This window comes from Flavobacterium sp. CS20 (genome assembly GCF_018080005.1).
GTDB lineage: Bacteria > Bacteroidota > Bacteroidia > Flavobacteriales > Flavobacteriaceae > Psychroflexus.
In genome coordinates, this window is the sequence record NZ_CP073015.1 from 2,993,697 (window position 1) to 3,010,820 (window position 17,124).

Consider the following 17,124-nt stretch of genomic DNA (forward strand, 5'->3'; position numbering starts at 1 on the left):
CAAATGTAATTGCGAAAATCATTAGGCATTTAAAAATTCTTACTGACCTTAATTCTATAAGGCTTGGGTATAGCAAAACATAGCAGAGCGGAAATCCTGAGAGCAATTATTCAACAGTTGTTTTTCGTGAGATTTGTCGTTTTGGGATTGCCGAATCACCAATTGTATAGATTTGTGTTGAAATCATAATGGATATTTATGAAAAATTTAATTCGATATAAAAACAGAAACTTTAAGTTTTGTAGATAAAACCTGTACTGTCAATTTTTGAAAATGCTTCTTTGGGTTGATTCCAACTATAGGAAAAGGCTAAATCGCTCAAAGTGGCTATGATTCCTTTGTTTGGGTCAAATAAAACACTGCCGTTAAGGTTTTGAGATGGTGGATAATAAATGTGCATTGTGCATACGGTTTGCGTTTTTGATGTATTAAAAACTTGATGTATAGCGTCTTTGTTTTCGTAAATAATATCGTTTTCTCGATAGGTTTTAACAGATTTTCGTTCTAATAGTTTTTGATTATCATCAAATTTGTATTCGTGCTCTTCAATTTTACCATCTAAAACTTTAATGACGCCTTTAATGTTTTTGTGCTGATGAATACTTGAAGATACTGATGCTGGCCAAATCATTAAATAAGCGACTACAAAATCATTTAAAATCGGTATTCTGTGATAGCCTCTAGTGGTTTGATTGGCGTCAATCTTGTATCTTGAAACGTCAATATCTTCACTTTCAAGTATTTTAACTAAACTTGATTTGTTGACATCTTTCTCATTTAGATGAACTAATTTTTTAATTAAATTGTGCATAGCTTTTTTGTTTTTTTATTAATATATGAGATAATTCTAAAGCTTGATTTCTCAATTCGTTCACAGCTGTGCTTTCCCAAAGGTCTCCTTTTAAGTTTGGACCTATAGTAAAAATATGTTCGTTAATTTGACTGTTTTGATTTATGGTTTGATAGGTTGGTGTATGCGTTTTTATGCCCAGTTTAAAACGGTCTTGGCTTATGATTCCTTTTTGAAAACAGTGCTTTAAAAAATTGTTTTTGGTTTTAGATAAATCCAAACTTGGTCCTGTGCAATTGATTATTCTTGAAACGTTGATTGCCTTAAAATCGGCTTTAGCTTTATCGTAAAATTTGACATTGACTTGAGATTGATTTAAATCTATATCTGTAATCTGACCCGATATGACATTTAAAATACCATCGATTTTTAGTTGTTGAATTTTATCGTGTATTTGCAGTGGCAGTCTGTGTCTTGCAACACCCCAAAGATGTCTAAGCCGTCTTAAAAAAATGAACTTTTCTTTATCGGAAAAACTCTGCCAAATGGATTGTGATTTTGACCTCAGAGAATCGACGATGACTTCAGCAGAAATACCAAGATTTCTCAGTTTTTTACGATGTTTATTGAACAAACTAAGAATATCTAACAAACTCATATCGTCTTTCAATTGATTGACAAAATCAGGGTAATCATAAACATTTTTTCGATGTGGAATCAGATTGAAACCGTTTGGCGAGATGGCATAAATTTGATTGTCAAACCCATTTTCTAAAAGACCAACCACGGTATCTACCATTGTTAGCCCATTACCAATAATCAAAACAGGTAGGTTTTTATCAATATTTGTAACCGATTGTTTTTGCCACGGATTTTGAAAGTATTTTGATGATTTTATAACTTCTTTAGATATATATTTAGGATGTTTTGGAGCTAAATTGCCAGTTGCTATTACGCATTGGTCAACTTCAAGAATTTGTTTATTGTCAAGTTTTAATTTTATTATCTCATTTTCATTTTCTAAATCTTCAACTGTATGGTTGATATGAGTTATTTTTACATGAGGATTTGTAGAGTAAGATTCATAAATGCTACATAAATAATCTCCATAAATTTGTCTAGGCAAGAAAGACTCTGCTATCAAATTTTCGTTTGTATTTGGAAAAATATTTTGCTTGATTACCCAATTCAAAAAATGATTTGGTTCTTTAGGAAAAGCACTCATCTTTTTAGTTTTCACATTAAGAAGATGATGTTTTGAATAAGAATTGTAGGCTGTGCCTTTTGCTAAATTTTGTTGTTTATCCATAAGATAAATGCGAGTTTCTCTATGCGAATTTTTAGCCAAATGAATGGCTGTCATCATTCCTGAGAAACCTGCTCCTATGACGCCAATTTTTTTCATCATCTATTTTTTATAAAAATAAAGCTTTTATTAAGGTATATGATGAGGTTAAAATAATCATACAACCTACAATAATCATCATTGATTTATGGGGTATTTTTTTAGTGATGATAGCTCCGATTGGTGCAGCTAATGTACCGCCAATGATTAAACCGAGAATAATTTGCCAACTCTGTATTCCTGTAAAATAAATTAAAATTCCTGCACTAAAAAAAGTGACAAAAAACTCTGCGGTATTTACAGTGCCAATCACGATGTTTGGCGTATTGCCTTGTCTAATCAGGTTTGAAGTAACAATTGGACCCCAACCACCACCACCTATAGCATCAAGAAACCCACCAAATAAAGCATAAACAGGTGCAAACTTGAGGTTTTCCTTAATTTTAGGTTTCTTTTTAAAAACTTTTGACAAGATAAAAACACCTAAAATGATAAGATATGCCGCAATAAATGGTTTTATCACTTTACCTTCAATAATAGAGCCTAATAAAAATGCACCAGCACTTGCTGAAATAACTCCTGGAACAAAAAGATTTAAAAATAATTTTAAGTCAAAATTACCTACTCTAATGTGAGATAAGCCTGAAACTCCTGTGGTAAAGACTTCAGCCGTATGAACCGTCGCTGAAGCCAGTCTCGGTGACAGACCAAAACCTAACAATACTGAATTTGAAGTGACGCCATAAGCCATACCTAAAGCACCATCGACCATTTGGGCAAGAAAACCAGCCAAAAGAAACCAAAAGAAAGTAGAATCAAACAGCAAATCTGATTCTGAAGCTTTTGGTAAATAGACACTTAGAATTAAAACAATAAGCAAAATTTTAAGTGTGATGATGGCTATAGAAACGTGAATGGTTTTGATCTTTTTCATAAATGATATGAATTAAGTATTAAATAAATTGAGTTTGTGCCTAAAAGTCAATCTGACAATGTTTCGGTTGAAGTAATCTACACCCGAACTGCGTTGTTGAAACCAATTGAAGTAGCCTAATTCAACACCAAAGTTGTTTGTTAAATTATATAGAATACTTCCGCCAATTCGGTTTTGATCAAACGTGTTGAGTACAACATCATCTCCAAAGTTGAGATGAATTTCATCAAATAACTTTAAAATCATTTTTTCTGTCACATTATATCTCACTTCTATTTTGTATCGAACTCTTAGATTTCTGTATTCAAAAGAATCTTCGGGTTGTTCCATAAATCTGAATTCATTCCAATACCGATGATGAAGTGAAAACTTGGGAGAAAGAGTTTGCTTATAACTTAAACCCAACTGTGGTCTAAGTTCTGTTCTGTTGTTGGTGTCTTCAATATTTGGGTCGTGAGGTAAAGTTTGAAGAAAATAAGTAAAACCCACTTCGGCTTTCCAACCTTTGCCCAGTTTTCTCTCAAGCCGTGTTCTTGATAAAAATTGATGCTGACGCCAAGGAAACCAAAACACTCTTTCTTCAAATTCTTGGTTGATTCCATAGCTTTCGTTGATGTCTGATTTGAGATAATATCTTGTCCAATATAAACTTTGGGTTTCAACGTGTTTTTGAGCTGAGACTTGTGTTGAAAAACAAATTATTATCAAAACGAATAAAATTTTATACCACCTAAGCATTAACTTTTTTTATGCAATAATATTAAAACATACAATACCTACCAAATTAATAGGATTTAAAAATAAAAAAATTATTTGTTTTTTTCTCTTTCGACAATACTGGTAAGTGTTGCAGATTTTAATTGTTGAACCGTTGTATTTCTAATTTCCATCACCACTTGTCTAATGCCACAGGTTTCTTCGTCAATACATTCTTCACATTTTTCGTAATAGTTGTAAGTCACGCAAGGCAAAAGAGCAATAGCACCGTCAAAAAGTCTTACAATTTTTGCTAAATTGATTTTGTCAGGACTTTCATTTAAAAGATAACCACCATATTTTCCTTTTTTGCTTCTAAGAATTCGTGCATTTCTCAACTCCGTCAGAATAGTTTCTAAAAATTTGAGAGGAATATTTTGATTTTCAGAAATATCTGATGCTGCAACAGGTTGATTGTCAATATTTTTAGCTATATAGACTAAGGCATTGATGGCGTATTTTGTTTTTTTTGAAAGCATTTAAAATATTTCCTGTTGTAATGAATTAAATTTGAATAACCAAACATACTAAATCAAGCTCAAATATTCCCATTTTAAAATATTCAAATTTAACTATTATTGATTCTAAACTACATTTTTAAAGTTTACAGTTTTAAAAAAATGCTCTACATTTATGCTTTACTTTAATTACAGTTAATTAATGACAAATCTAAAGTTAGTATTGGTTTCTTTACTTATGACATTTTCAATTAATGTTTCAAATGCACAACAGTTTGTTGAAAGTTATGACGGCACACCAAATTTAGAGCGACATCAAGTGACTTTTAATTATTTTGGTCCTGGATTTCGTTATGAATTGGGTTTATTCAAAAACTTAAGTATTTCTTCAAGTTTTACTCCAGGGCTTGCATTTTATGAAGAAGGCTATGCCTTTGGTTATGTATGGCATACCAGGACACGGTTTTATATTAATTTTGAAAAGCGCTACAATAAAGAAAAAAACATAAGCTATAATTCAGCAGATTATCTCGCTGTTGCACGAAGTGTTTTTTGGGAACCTTTAACTTTTAGCCACAATCTTGATGATGAAGGACAGTTTAGTTTAGTCTTTTGGGGTGGTGTTTATGGTATTCAACGAACAAATGAAAAAGGGTTAAATTATAATTTAGAATTTGGTATTGGTTATTATGAAGGTATTGGTGTAGAAGGCGGATATGGACCGTTGTTTAATTTTACTTTTGGTTGGGTAGCGACGAACAGAAAAAAGAAAAAGGTACATAAGTTAAATTGAAAAACCAAAAACATTTTTACTTCAAATATCGCTTTTCACGCAACCACTCATCATTATACATTTTGTCGACATAACGGCTCTTGAGATAAAAAAGATAATGACTGAGATTTATCCATTAAGGTTTAAAAAGAAATTGTCTATAAAGAAGAGAATACAATTTCCGTTGTGTGATTAAATCAACTATATTTGTATAACACTCTGTTATTAATAATTAAATAGGTGATATTATGGCAACAAAAATTCAAACAGCTGTTAGGCTAAACAAAGATTTAATTGAAGTTTTAAAAGAAAAAGCAAAGGCAGATAATAGAAGTCTGAACAATTATATTGAAAAATTGTTATACCAAGATGTTGGTCATATACCTAATCAGGCAACCAAATCAGCTATTGAAGAAGCTCAAAATAGTAATCTGGAGAGAGTTGAAGACCTTGATGATTGGTTGGAAAAATTGTAAAAGATGTATCATTTAGAGCCAACTACTCGGTTTACAAAAGATTTAAAAAAAAATAAAAAAGTTAGAAAAGAACTGCACTGCTCATGTGAATGTGTTGAAAAAACTTCAAAAAGGAGGTCTTTCTGAAATCCCAAAAACAATGCGACCTCATCGACTGAAAGGCGTTTATAAAAACAATTGGGAATGTCATATTAAACCAGATTTATTGATCATTTGGTTTCAAATTGATAAGCATCAAGTGATACGATTAATCCGAATCGGTTCACATTCAGAATTGTTTCAATAAAATAATTTATTTATAAACTAAGTTCACTTTTGGCGTTTTAGTTTCCACCACAGATTCACAGATACCTTAGATTTAGTTGTTGAAGCCAATCTTTATCAAAGCAAAAATCATTACAAATAACCTCATAACCCTTATAAGTTTTTAAACTTATAACCGCAAAAAAACTACTCCAAATACCCTTTTTCCTTCATCCACTCATCATTATACATTTTACCGACATATCGACTGCCATGGTCGTGAAAGAGGACAACGACTACATCATCTTTTTTGAAATGTTCTTTTAGTTGAAGCAAGCCTTTAACCGTCGCTCCAGCAGAATTTCCGAGAAACATTCCTTCTTCTTTTGCCAGTTTTCGCGTGTAAATTGCCGCATCTTTATCGGTGACTTTAGTAAAACCATCAATGATTTCAAAACGCACATTTTTAGGGAGAATATCTTCGCCAATGCCTTCGGTAACGTAGGGATAAATTTCATTTTCGTCAAAAATTCCCGTCTCGTGATATTTTTTAAACACCGAGCCATACGTATCAATTCCCCAAACTTTAATATTTGGATTTTTTAATTTAAGATAACTACCAACACCTGAAATAGTTCCGCCTGTACCAACACCAACAACAAAATGCGTGATTTTGCCATCGGTTTGTTCCCAAATTTCTGGTCCAGTGGTTTTGAAATGAGCTTTACAATTAGACGGATTATCATATTGATTGACATACCAAGAGTTTGGTGTTTCTCTTGCTAATCTTGCTGAAGTAGAATAATAAGACTCTGGGTCGTCTGGTGCAACGTCTGTTGGACAAACGTGGACTTCACATCCAACGGCTTTGAGAATATTCATTTTTTCTTGGCTTTGCTTGTCACTCAGCACGCAAATCACTTTATAGCCTTTCACTATGGCGACTAAAGCTAAACCCATTCCTGTATTGCCTGAAGTACCTTCAATGATTGTGCCGCCAGGTTTGAGACGACCATCGGCTTCGGCGTCTTCTATCATTTGTAAAGCCATGCGGTCTTTAACAGAGTTACCTGGGTTAAAGGTTTCGTATTTGCCTAAAACTAAAGCATCAATATCTGATACAATAGTATTGAGCTTGACTAAAGGCGTATTTCCAATCGTTTCTAAGATATTTTTGGCGTATTGCATAATCTCATTTTGATTTGCAAAAGTATAAGAAATTAATGTTTTGAAGCTTTAAAATGAATAAAACAAGAAAATTTTAATCAAACTTTATAGCCTTGACAGGCGAAATTTTTGTGATGATATAAGAAGGCAGTAAAAGCATGAGAAGGCAAACAAGAATTGTGCCGAGATTGATGCCTAACAAATAAGTCCAGTCAATGTAAACTGGGGCATGAGTAACATAATAAGTTTCTGGATTAAGACTGATTATTTTTCCATTTTTTTGAAGGAGCAGTAACCCAATTCCAATTAGGTTTCCCCAAAACAAGCCTTTTAAAATTAAATAGGTAGCATTGTAAAGAAATATTTTTCTGATGCTAAAATTTTGACAGCCTAAAGCTTTTAAAATCCCAACAAGCTGGGTTTGTTCTAAAATTAAAACCAACAAAGCCGTAATCATATTGATACCTGCAATGATGACCATAATGATGACGATTAACGCAATATTGACATCAAAAAGTGCAATCCATTCAAAAATGGTAGGATATTGACTAACTATAGTTGTGGCATTGAGAAAAGAACCTATGTTTTCATACACCTGTATTCCTGTTTGTTGGATGTCATCAAAATCTGAAACCATGAGTTCAAATTGACCAATTTGGTAATCTTCCCATTTGTTGAGGCGTTGAATTTGTTTGATATCAGTCATCAAAAATTGCTTGTCAAACTCTAAAAAACCTGAATTGTAAATTCCCACAATATCAAAAGCTACCAATCTTGGTCGGTCGTTGTCTTTATCTTTTAAGAAATAAACAATAACCTTATCGCCCAACTCAAAACCAAGTCGATCAGCAAGATATTCAGAAATCATAATTTCTTTGCTGATATTTTCAGTCAGGTTTAGTTTTCTGCCTTCAACGATAAATTCATCAAAAAAAGACCAATCGTAATCTGTAGAAACACCTTTAACCACAATACCTTCAAAATCATTTTCGGTGCGGATGACGCCGTATTTTGAAGCGGTTTTTTGGACGTGAGTTATTTCAGGAACACTTTCAAATTTGGGATAAAAATCCTGTCTCGCATCAATAGGTTGTAAGTTTTGATTAGATTGATTACTCGTAAAACTTCTGATGGTGATATGCCCGTTGAAAGCGGTAATTTTATCTCTGATTTTTTGTTGTAAACCTAAACCAGTACCAAAAGCTAAAATCATCATGATGATGCCAATACTTATGGCAGTTACAGCAATTTTTATTATTGGGGAAGAAACCTTACTTTTATAGCCTTTGGTTTTAATCAGCTTTTTCGATATGAAATATTCAAAATTCAATTTGTTCGCTCTGTTTTTCAGGTTCAAAAATACAGTTTTATTTAGTTTGTTTTTGATTTTAGCCTGTCAAGCTCAAGATAAATCTTCTAACGAGCAGAAATTGTTGACTGGTGCTGACCAAACTGAAAAATATGTGAACGATTTAAGACAAAAAAACATCGCTATTGTTGCCAATCAAACTTCTGTCATTAAAAATAATAGAGATGGTTATACACATCTCGTCGATTCGCTTTTAAGTCTTAATATCAATATAAAAAAAGTATTTGCACCCGAACACGGATTTCGTGGTCAAGCTGATGCAGGTGAAAAAGTTGATGATGCTATCGATGCTAAAACAGGGTTATCGATTATTTCACTTTATGCTAGTCATAAAAAACCAACAGAAACCGATTTGAAAGGAATTGATATGTTGGTTTTTGATATCCAAGATGTTGGCGTGCGGTTTTATACGTATATTTCTACTTTACATTATGTCATGGAAGCTTGTGCAGAGCAAGATATTCCTTTGATAGTTTTGGATCGACCAAATCCCAACCGACATTATGTTGATGGACCTGTTTTAGAAAAAGCACATCAAAGCTTTGTTGGTATGCATCCTGTGCCAATAGTTTATGGTTTAACGATTGGTGAATATGCTCAAATGATCAATGGAGAACAATGGCTTAAAAATCAAGTCAAGTGTGAATTAAAAATTGTGCCTTTAAAAAATTACGATACTAAAAAAAACTATAAATTGCCTATAAAACCATCGCCTAATTTACATAGCACATTATCAATAAATTTATATCCGAGTTTATGTTTTTTTGAAGGCACAAATGTCAATGCAGGTCGAGGCACATCAACACCTTTTCAAGTGTTTGGATCGCCGTTTTTAGATCGAGAAAAATATGATTTTCAGTATGTTCCTGAGCCTAATCTAGGTTCAAAATACCCTAAACATCAAGGCAAAATTTGCTATGGAATGGATTTAACTTCACATCAATTTTTATCAGAAATTCATTTAGTTTGGCTGATTGAAGCCTATCAAAACACATCAAATCAAGATGATTTTTTTAATTCCTTTTTCACAAAATTAGCAGGCACAACACAACTTCAAAACCAAATTGAAAAAGGAATGAGTAGCATAGAAATCAAAGCGACCTGGCAAAAAGATATAGATGATTTTAAAAAACTGAAGAAGCAATATCATTTGTATTAAATTTAAACATTAAAGTCAAATTTTTATTCTGAATAGACCCCAAAGGTCTTGAAGTAAGAACAATTTTTTTTTTTTGTATCTGTTGCCTGATGGTCTGGCAAAAAAACTTAATAACGCCTTATTAAATTAACGTTAAGTCGAGTCATTTTAGTTTTGGCTTTTTAATATCTTTGCATCGAGGAAAAATTTGACTGATTGCAACCTTTTACAAATGCTAAAACAGTTCTTCACAACTTTTTTATCTTGTAATTTGCGTAGTCTTTTATCGTCAAAGTTTTTAAATTAATATTGAAAAAAAATACTTATGTCCTATTTATTTACTTCAGAAAGTGTCTCTGAAGGTCATCCCGATAAAATTGCAGATCAAATCAGCGATGCTTTACTCGATTACTTTTTAGCTTATGATAAAGATGCTAAAGTGGCATGTGAAACTTTAGTTACTACAGGTCAAGTGGTTTTGGCTGGTGAAGTTAAAAGCAATACCTATCTTGATGTGCAACAAGTCGCTAGAGATGTTATCAACAACATAGGTTATACCAAAAGTGAATACCGATTTAGTGGCGATTCTCGTGGCGTCATTTCTGCAATACATGAGCAGTCTCAAGATATCAATCAAGGCGTTGATAAATCTGACAAAGAAAAACAAGGTGCTGGTGACCAAGGAATGATGTTTGGCTATGCAACAAATGAAACTGAAAATTATATGCCGTTAGCACTGGATATTTCACATAAAATCTTAAAAGAATTAGCAACTTTACGGCGTGAACATAAAGACATCACGTACCTCAGACCCGATGCTAAAGCTCAAATCACCATTGAATATTCAGATGATAATGTGCCACAGCGTATTGATACCATAGTGATTTCTACTCAACACGACGAATTTGATACTGATGACAATATGCTAAAAAAAATAAAGCAGGATATCAAAACCATACTTATACCACGTGTGAAAGCTTTGTTTTCTGAAGATATTCAAGCTTTATTTGATGATAATATTACCTATCATATCAACCCCACAGGAAAATTTGTGATTGGTGGTCCGCATGGTGATGCAGGTTTGACAGGTCGGAAAATCATTGTTGATACATATGGAGGCAAAGGTGCTCACGGCGGTGGTGCTTTTTCAGGAAAAGATCCAAGTAAAGTTGACCGCTCGGCAGCTTATGCGGCTCGACATATTGCTAAAAACATGGTTGCAGAGGCATAGCTGATGAAGTCCTGGTGCAAGTGTCTTACGCTATCGGCATTGACCAACCGACATCAATTTCGGTGAATACTCAGCACAAACATATTGATGTTTCTGATAGTGAAATCGCAAAAGTTATCAAAGCCATTTTTGATATGCGACCAGCGACTATTGAAAAACGCCTAAAACTAAGAAATCCGATTTATTTAGAAACCGCGAGTTACGGACATATGGGAAGAACACCACAAACTGTAACCAAACATTTTGAAACAACTTATTCTGGCAAAAAATCTGTAGAAGTTGAATTGTTTACTTGGGAGAAATTGGATTATGTAGAGACTTTAAAAGCAGAATTTGGCTTATAGTTATTTTAACTTCCTTTTGAATTACTCAACTTGAGTGAGTTTAAGAGTTCTCATTTGGCTTAGGGATTGAAACGGCATCTTTTTTGGAATTTACCTTAGCGTAGTGCAATTTGCAAAGTGCCGTCTTAAACGGTAATTTGCAAATTGCTACGGATGCTTGGTAAATTCCAAAAAAATATAGTGGAAAGCCCGTTAAAAGCCCCAAATACTTATTAGGCTATTGTAAAACTTCAGAAATACGTTTAATCGCTTCTCTAATTTGTGTTTCAGAAGCGACGTATGAAATCCGAATACAATCTGGATTGCCAAAAGCTTCGCCCGTAACCGTAGCGACGTTTGCTTCTTCTAAAAGCAACATACTAAAATCAGTAGCATTTTTAATATGATGACCTTTGATGGTTTTTCCAAACCAAGCACTGACATTAGGAAATACGTAAAAAGCACCTTGAGGTTGATTGCATTCAAATCCTTTTAGGTCATTTAGAAGGTCTAAAATAATTTCACGTCGATTGGCAAATTGATCCACCATATATTGAATTTTGCTCACGGGTTCTTGCAAAGCCGTAATCACAGCACGTTGGGCAATACAGTTGGCTCCACTGGTCACTTGGCCTTGGAGTTTGGTGCAAGCTTTTGCGATATATTCTGGAGCACCGATGTAACCGATTCGCCAGCCTGTCATAGCAAATGCTTTTGATACGCCGTTGACCGTTACGGTGCGGTCATACATATCGTCAAATTGTGCCATTGAAGCGTGTCCACCGATAAAATTGATATGTTCATAAATCTCATCACTGACAACTATTATTTGAGGGTGTTTCTGTAAAACATCTGCCAAAGCACGAAGTTCATCTTTTGTATAAACCGAACCACTCGGGTTGCAAGGCGAACTGTACCAAAGCATTTTGGTTTTTGGGGTTATGGCGGTTTCGAGTTGCTCTGGAGTCATTTTAAAATCTTGCTCGATAGAGGTTTTTACTTCAACCGCTTTGCCTTCACAAAGTCCGATAATATCTCGGTAACTGACCCAATATGGACAAGGCAAAATCACTTCATCATTTGGGTCGAGTAGAGCAGAGGCGATGTTGTATAAGGCTTGTTTAGCACCTGTAGAAACAGTGATTTGACTTAAGTCGTAATTGAGATTATTGTCACGTTTAAACTTGTGTTGAATGGCTTTTTTTAAGTCTGGATAACCATCAACGAGCGTGTAGGAATTGTAGTTATCGTTTATAGCTTGAATCGCAGCATCTTTGATATAATCTGGTGTGTTAAAATCAGGTTCACCAAGGCTTAAACCGATAACATCTTTACCTTCAGCTTTGAGTTCTCTGGCTTTTCTGCCATAGCTAAAGTGGCTGAGGTTTGTAAGTTATTGATTTTTTGTGAAAGGTTAGTTTTCATAACTCAAAATATTTTAAGCCATTTGCGGGTTTTTGCCCATGAATTTTAAATATTTAAAATGGGCAATAATGGCTTTTCTTGTGGTTTTATACTCATTGTAAGGCAAACTAAACTCTTTTGTAGTTTGTTTTACAATTTTAGCAATTTTTGGGTAATGAATATGACTAATGTTAGGAAAAATATGATGTTCGACTTGAAAATTTAATCCACCTGTGAACCAATTAACAATTCTATTATTGTTAGAAAAATTGGTTGTAGTAAACAATTGATGAACCATCCAAGATTTTTCCATTTTGCCTTCTTTATCAGGTGATGGCATCTCATTTTCTCCTACAACGTGAGCCAACTGAAAAACTACGCTCAATATTAATCCCGCGGTATAGTGCATCACAAAAAAGCCTATAGCAACTTCCCACCAAGTTAAACTGGTAAGAGCAATCGGTAAAACAATCCAAATGCTAAAATAGATTAATTTTGTGACAGCTAAAATGATCCATTGTTTTGAAGGTTTTGGTAGCTTGCCGTAATAAAGTTTTTGTTTTAAATAGCGTTTGGTTTGTATATAATCTGTTGTCAAAGCCCAATTAAACGTTAATAACCCATACAAGAAAATGGAATAGTAATGTTGAAATTTATGAAATTTTCGCCATTTGGTATGTTTTGAAAATCTCAAAATACGACCTGCATCTAAGTCTTCGTCGTGACCTTGAATATTGGTATAAGTATGGTGTAAAACATTATGTTGAACTTGCCAATTATAAACATTGCCTGCTAAAATATAAATGCTACTGCCCATAAATTTGTTGATCCACGTTTTTGTAGAATAGGTGCCGTGATTTCCGTCGTGCATTACATTCATACCAACACCAGCCATTCCAACGCCTATAAGTATGGTTAAGGCTAATTTCCAAAGATCATGTATATCTAAAGTTAAAATTAAAAAATAAGGAGCAAGCAATAACGAAAACATAACAGCAGTTTTCAAATGCAATTTCCAATTGCCTGTTTTTTTGATGTCATTGTCTTTAAAGTAGTGGTTAACCCGCTTGTTGAGCGTTCGTATAAAATCTCTTGAATCTTTAGTATTAAAGCGAACTTGAGTATTTTTCATATAAAAATATTGAGACAGCGAAAATAGAATTTAAAATCTATTTCACGGCTTAATTAGTAGAATTTAACGCTGGTTTAGGTTTTTAAAAACCGCGAATTAATTGAGTTTGTAGGTTAACTTTTCAAACACTGATTTTGGATCTTTGTGTTTATAAATGACTTTGTAAACGGCATTAATGATTGGCGTTTTGGCTTTCTTTTTGCCGTCTTGTTTACTCAATAGATAAGCACTTTCAGTGGCGTAGTAGCCTTCAGCAATCATAGTCATTTCCATCATGGCTGATTTTACGGTGTAGCCTTTTCCAATCATATTTCCAAAATAACGGTTTCTGCTAAAATTGGAATAGCCTGTTACCAACAAATCTCCGAGATAAGCCGAGTCGTTGATGTTGCGTTTCATTTTGTAACGTTTATTGATAAAGCGTTTCATTTCGCGAATAGCATTGCTCATCAATACGCTTTGAAAATTATCGCCATAACCGAGTCCGTGGGCAATGCCTCTGCAATGGCATAGATGTTTTTTAAAACGGCGACATATTCAGTGCCGATAATGTCTTTGCTGATAGAGCATTTGATGTAATCGCAACTGAGTTTACTGCTCATCATTTTGGCTTTTTCTAAATCATCACAAGCAATGGTAAGATAAGACAAGCGTTCAAGAGCAACTTCTTCTGCGTGACATGGTCCTGTGATGACGCCGATTTGTTTAAAATCTATGCCCATATTGTCGTGAAAATGCTCGCCGACGAGTTTTCGGTTTTCAGGAATGATGCCTTTGACGGCATTAAAAATGATTTTGTCTTTAAGAGAAACCGTGATTTGGTCTAAAGCTGATTTTAAAAATGCTGATGGTATAGCGATGATTAAGACATCAGATTGACTTACCACAGTGTTGATATCGTCGCTCATATTGAGTTGGTCAGTGTTAAAAGTAACAGAGCTCAAATATTCTTTGTTGTGGTGATTTTTGGTGATGTATTCTATGGCATCAGCATTTCTGATATACCAATTGATACTGTCCACATTTTCACAAAGCATTTTAGATAGAGCCGTTGCCCAACTGCCACTACCAATGATGCCGATGCTTAGGTTTTTTGTCATTTGATAAAATTATTTTTCAAAATTTTTTGTAAAATTTCAAAACAAAAAAAGCTTATCGTTTTACCCAATTCTCAATTTCTATCTTATAAATTAAATTTGATTTGGAAGTAGTGAATACAAATATTAGTATCGATTAAATACTTCATTATAAATTTGAAATAATTGTTTTTTCCACCCTTGAGTTTTTAATTTCAGTTATTATTTCGTCTGAACTTTTATCATCAACCCAAGCGCCATAAAGAGATCCTACATCAAATTCTTTTTCGGATTTAACTTCTAATGAGTTTGTTAACTTTTTGATTAATTTTTTTTTCGAATTCACATCTAAGTTTTTAAGATAACCGTAATATTTATCTAAAATTTTATTTGAAATAGCTAAACTTCCCATTTTGTATATTTTATAAACGCAATTTACAAATTTAAAATTATAGTAAGATGAATAGTTGCCTACCGATAAAAATTCATTTCATCGATATAAGCCCAAACTTTTTCTGGTAGTAAGGGTTTGATGTTTTGTTGTTTTGAAATGGCTTTTCTGATAAAACTGGCTGATATTTCTATAATAGGCACGTCAACAAATTGGACTTTAGCGTGGTTTTGAAGTTCTGAAGGTACATTTTTATGATGAATTCGAGGACACACAATGATATGATGATGCTCAAGAATATAATCGTAATTTTTCCACTTTTTAAAACTTGCCAAATTGTCTTCGCCCATTATAAGATGAAATTGATAATTGGGATATTTTTCCAATAACCTTTCTAAGGTTTTAGAGGTGTAATTGGGTTGTGGCATATCAAACTCAATTTTGCTGGCTTTGAGTTTTGGATATTCTTCGGTGGCTCGATAGACTAATTCGTAGCGATGATGATTATCAAGTAAAGATTCTTTTTGTTTGAAAGGACTTTGTGGTGTGATTACAAACCAGACTTCATCCACTGAGCTAAACTCTGCAATATGATTAGCCATAATTAGATGACCAATATGGATCGGATTAAAAGTACCAAAAAATAAACCGATGTGTTTACTTTTTTTCATCTATAAAGTTTTTAACCAGTTGATAAGCGTCTTCGAGAGCGGCGTTTAAATCATTATTGATTAAGATTTTGTCAAACTGTGGAGCGGTTGCCATTTCAATTGAAGCTTTGGCAACCCGCATATTGATGCGCTCATCAGATTCGGTTTGACGTTTTTTAAGTCTAATTTTAAGTTCTTCTACACTTGGTGGTTTGACAAAAACAGCCAATGTTTGTTCAGGATAAATGTTTTTGATGTCGAGTCCGCCAACCACATCAATATCAAAAATAACATGTTTACCTTTATTCCAAATGCGTTGCACTTCGCTTTTTAAAGTGCCGTAAAAATTGTCGCGATAGACTTCTTCCCATTCTAAAAAATCATCGTTTTTGATGTGTTGTTTAAACTCTTTTAAAGACATAAAATAATAGTCTTTGCCATCAATTTCATAATCACGAGGTGCTCTTGAAGTTGCTGAAACTGAAAATTCAAGATTCAAATCTTCCTTTGATAAAAGATGTTTGACAATGGTGGTTTTGCCAGAGCCAGATGGTGCCGAAAAGACTATGAGTTTTCCTGTTTTTGAAGCCGTCATTATAAAATATTAAGCATTTGTTCTTTAATTTTTTCAAGCTGATCTTTCATTTCTACTACCAAATTTTGGATATCAGCATCGTTGGCTTTGCTGCCAATGGTATTGATTTCTCGTCCCATTTCTTGTGAGATGAAATTCAATTTTTTTCCATTAGATTCGGGTAAATTTAGCGTGTCTTCAAAATATTCGATATGACTTTTTAATCGGATTTTTTCTTCTGAAATATCAAACTTTTCGATGTAATATATCAATTCTTGTTCAAATCGGTTTTTGTCATAGTCAACGCTGAGCTCTTCCAAAGTTGATTTTAATTTTGTTTTGACTCTGTCAACTCGATTTTGATCTATCTCGCTGATGCGGTTTAAATGTTGCTCAATTTGACTGAGGTTAGCTTTGAAATCTTTGAGTAAATTTTGGCCTTCTTGATTTCTGAAAGACACGACTTGTTTTAAGGCTTCATTTAAGGCTGAATCGAGTTTGGCTTGATCATCTTCGGTCAATTCATTAGCTTCAGATTGTGTAGCTTCGGGCAAAGTCATTGCAATTTCAAGCAATTTAGCATTGTCCGTTCTATCTCTTATAGGAATGACGTCTTGTAAATTTTTGATATAAGATTTGATAAGAGTTTTGTTAAATTTTACACTTTGACTTTGCTCGCTATTTTCTATATTAAATTGTATATCAACTTTACCGCGTTTTAAATTTTGAGCAACGGTTTTACGCCATTCTAATTCAAAACTTCTAAATTCTGATGGGATTTTAAAATTGATATCTATGTTTTTGCTGTTAAGCGTTCGGATTTCAATATCAATATGTTTGTTATTTAAAACAGCAGTGGCTTTTCCATAGCCTGTCATAGATTGTATCATAGCAG

16 protein-coding genes and 3 pseudogenes are annotated in these 17,124 nt (G+C 33.5%); 5 read left to right on the forward strand and 14 right to left on the reverse strand.

Features of this window, described 5'->3' with window-relative positions:
- Nucleotides 1-232: 232 nt before the first annotated feature.
- From IGB25_RS14220 to IGB25_RS14240, 5 genes are all read right to left on the reverse strand, one after another.
- Nucleotides 233-811, reverse strand: a complete 579-nt coding sequence (locus tag IGB25_RS14220) for a cysteine dioxygenase family protein (RefSeq protein WP_211065564.1) — start codon at nucleotides 809-811, stop codon at nucleotides 233-235.
- Entirely contained in the window at nucleotides 795-2,198 is a 1,404-nt protein-coding gene (locus tag IGB25_RS14225) for an FAD/NAD(P)-binding protein (RefSeq protein ID WP_211065565.1), read from the reverse strand. The genes IGB25_RS14220 and IGB25_RS14225 overlap by 17 nt, the downstream gene beginning before the upstream one ends.
- A gap of 7 nt (nucleotides 2,199-2,205) precedes the next feature.
- A complete protein-coding gene (locus IGB25_RS14230) occupies nucleotides 2,206-3,069 on the reverse strand; it encodes a sulfite exporter TauE/SafE family protein (protein ID WP_211065566.1) in 864 nt (287 codons plus the stop codon).
- Between the two features lie 12 nt (nucleotides 3,070-3,081).
- A complete protein-coding gene (locus IGB25_RS14235) occupies nucleotides 3,082-3,777 on the reverse strand; it encodes a DUF2490 domain-containing protein (RefSeq protein WP_211065567.1) in 696 nt (231 codons plus the stop codon).
- 101 nt (nucleotides 3,778-3,878) lie between these two features.
- Nucleotides 3,879-4,304: an Rrf2 family transcriptional regulator gene (locus IGB25_RS14240; RefSeq protein WP_211065568.1), complete on the reverse strand. Its 426-nt coding sequence runs from the start codon at nucleotides 4,302-4,304 to the stop codon at nucleotides 3,879-3,881.
- 181 nt (nucleotides 4,305-4,485) lie between these two features.
- Between IGB25_RS14240 and IGB25_RS14245 the strand changes: the two genes are divergently transcribed.
- From IGB25_RS14245 to IGB25_RS14255, 3 genes are all read left to right on the forward strand, one after another.
- On the forward strand, nucleotides 4,486-5,076 hold the full coding sequence (locus IGB25_RS14245) for a hypothetical protein (RefSeq protein WP_211065569.1): 591 nt from the start codon (nucleotides 4,486-4,488) through the stop codon (nucleotides 5,074-5,076).
- Between the two features lie 227 nt (nucleotides 5,077-5,303).
- Nucleotides 5,304-5,531 (forward strand): hypothetical protein, encoded by a 228-nt coding sequence (locus IGB25_RS14250; protein ID WP_211065570.1) that lies wholly within the window; start codon nucleotides 5,304-5,306, stop codon nucleotides 5,529-5,531.
- 91 nt (nucleotides 5,532-5,622) lie between these two features.
- Nucleotides 5,623-5,817 carry a type II toxin-antitoxin system YafQ family toxin gene (locus tag IGB25_RS14255; RefSeq protein WP_211065571.1) on the forward strand — a complete coding sequence of 65 codons (195 nt, stop codon included), beginning with the start codon at nucleotides 5,623-5,625 and terminating at the stop codon, nucleotides 5,815-5,817.
- Between the two features lie 164 nt (nucleotides 5,818-5,981).
- Here the strand turns inward: IGB25_RS14255 and IGB25_RS14260 are convergent, their stop codons facing one another.
- Nucleotides 5,982-6,962, reverse strand: a complete 981-nt coding sequence (locus tag IGB25_RS14260) for a PLP-dependent cysteine synthase family protein (RefSeq protein WP_211065572.1) — start codon at nucleotides 6,960-6,962, stop codon at nucleotides 5,982-5,984.
- A 73-nt stretch (nucleotides 6,963-7,035) separates the two neighbouring features.
- Nucleotides 7,036-8,271: an ABC transporter permease gene (locus IGB25_RS14265; protein ID WP_211065573.1), complete on the reverse strand. Its 1,236-nt coding sequence runs from the start codon at nucleotides 8,269-8,271 to the stop codon at nucleotides 7,036-7,038.
- Here IGB25_RS14265 and IGB25_RS14270 point away from each other — a divergent pair.
- Both IGB25_RS14270 and metK read left to right on the forward strand, forming a co-directional pair.
- Complete coding sequence (locus IGB25_RS14270; RefSeq protein ID WP_211065574.1) at nucleotides 8,252-9,469, forward strand: exo-beta-N-acetylmuramidase NamZ domain-containing protein; 1,218 nt, start codon at nucleotides 8,252-8,254, stop codon at nucleotides 9,467-9,469. The genes IGB25_RS14265 and IGB25_RS14270 overlap by 20 nt on opposite strands.
- Before the next feature lie 304 nt (nucleotides 9,470-9,773).
- Nucleotides 9,774-11,023, forward strand: a pseudogene (gene metK / locus IGB25_RS14275) (methionine adenosyltransferase).
- A gap of 217 nt (nucleotides 11,024-11,240) precedes the next feature.
- Here metK and IGB25_RS14280 read toward each other — a convergent pair.
- From IGB25_RS14280 to IGB25_RS14310, 7 genes and pseudogenes are all read right to left on the reverse strand, one after another.
- Nucleotides 11,241-12,427, reverse strand: a pseudogene (locus IGB25_RS14280) (pyridoxal phosphate-dependent aminotransferase).
- A gap of 13 nt (nucleotides 12,428-12,440) precedes the next feature.
- Nucleotides 12,441-13,538, reverse strand: a complete 1,098-nt coding sequence (locus IGB25_RS14285) for an acyl-CoA desaturase (protein ID WP_211065575.1) — start codon at nucleotides 13,536-13,538, stop codon at nucleotides 12,441-12,443.
- Nucleotides 13,539-13,634: 96 nt separating this feature from the next.
- Nucleotides 13,635-14,638, reverse strand: a pseudogene (locus tag IGB25_RS14290) (NAD(P)H-dependent glycerol-3-phosphate dehydrogenase).
- Nucleotides 14,639-14,783: 145 nt separating this feature from the next.
- Nucleotides 14,784-15,026, reverse strand: coding sequence for a hypothetical protein (locus IGB25_RS14295; RefSeq protein ID WP_211065576.1), 243 nt, complete (start codon nucleotides 15,024-15,026; stop codon nucleotides 14,784-14,786).
- Nucleotides 15,027-15,085: 59 nt separating this feature from the next.
- Nucleotides 15,086-15,676 (reverse strand): nicotinate (nicotinamide) nucleotide adenylyltransferase, encoded by a 591-nt coding sequence (nadD, locus tag IGB25_RS14300; protein WP_211065577.1) that lies wholly within the window; start codon nucleotides 15,674-15,676, stop codon nucleotides 15,086-15,088.
- Nucleotides 15,663-16,250 carry a guanylate kinase gene (gene gmk / locus IGB25_RS14305; protein WP_211065578.1) on the reverse strand — a complete coding sequence of 196 codons (588 nt, stop codon included), beginning with the start codon at nucleotides 16,248-16,250 and terminating at the stop codon, nucleotides 15,663-15,665. Before gmk ends, nadD begins: the two co-directional genes overlap by 14 nt.
- Nucleotides 16,250-17,119: a YicC/YloC family endoribonuclease gene (locus tag IGB25_RS14310; protein WP_247653539.1), complete on the reverse strand. Its 870-nt coding sequence runs from the start codon at nucleotides 17,117-17,119 to the stop codon at nucleotides 16,250-16,252. Before IGB25_RS14310 ends, gmk begins: the two co-directional genes overlap by 1 nt.
- Nucleotides 17,120-17,124: the final 5 nt, after the last annotated feature.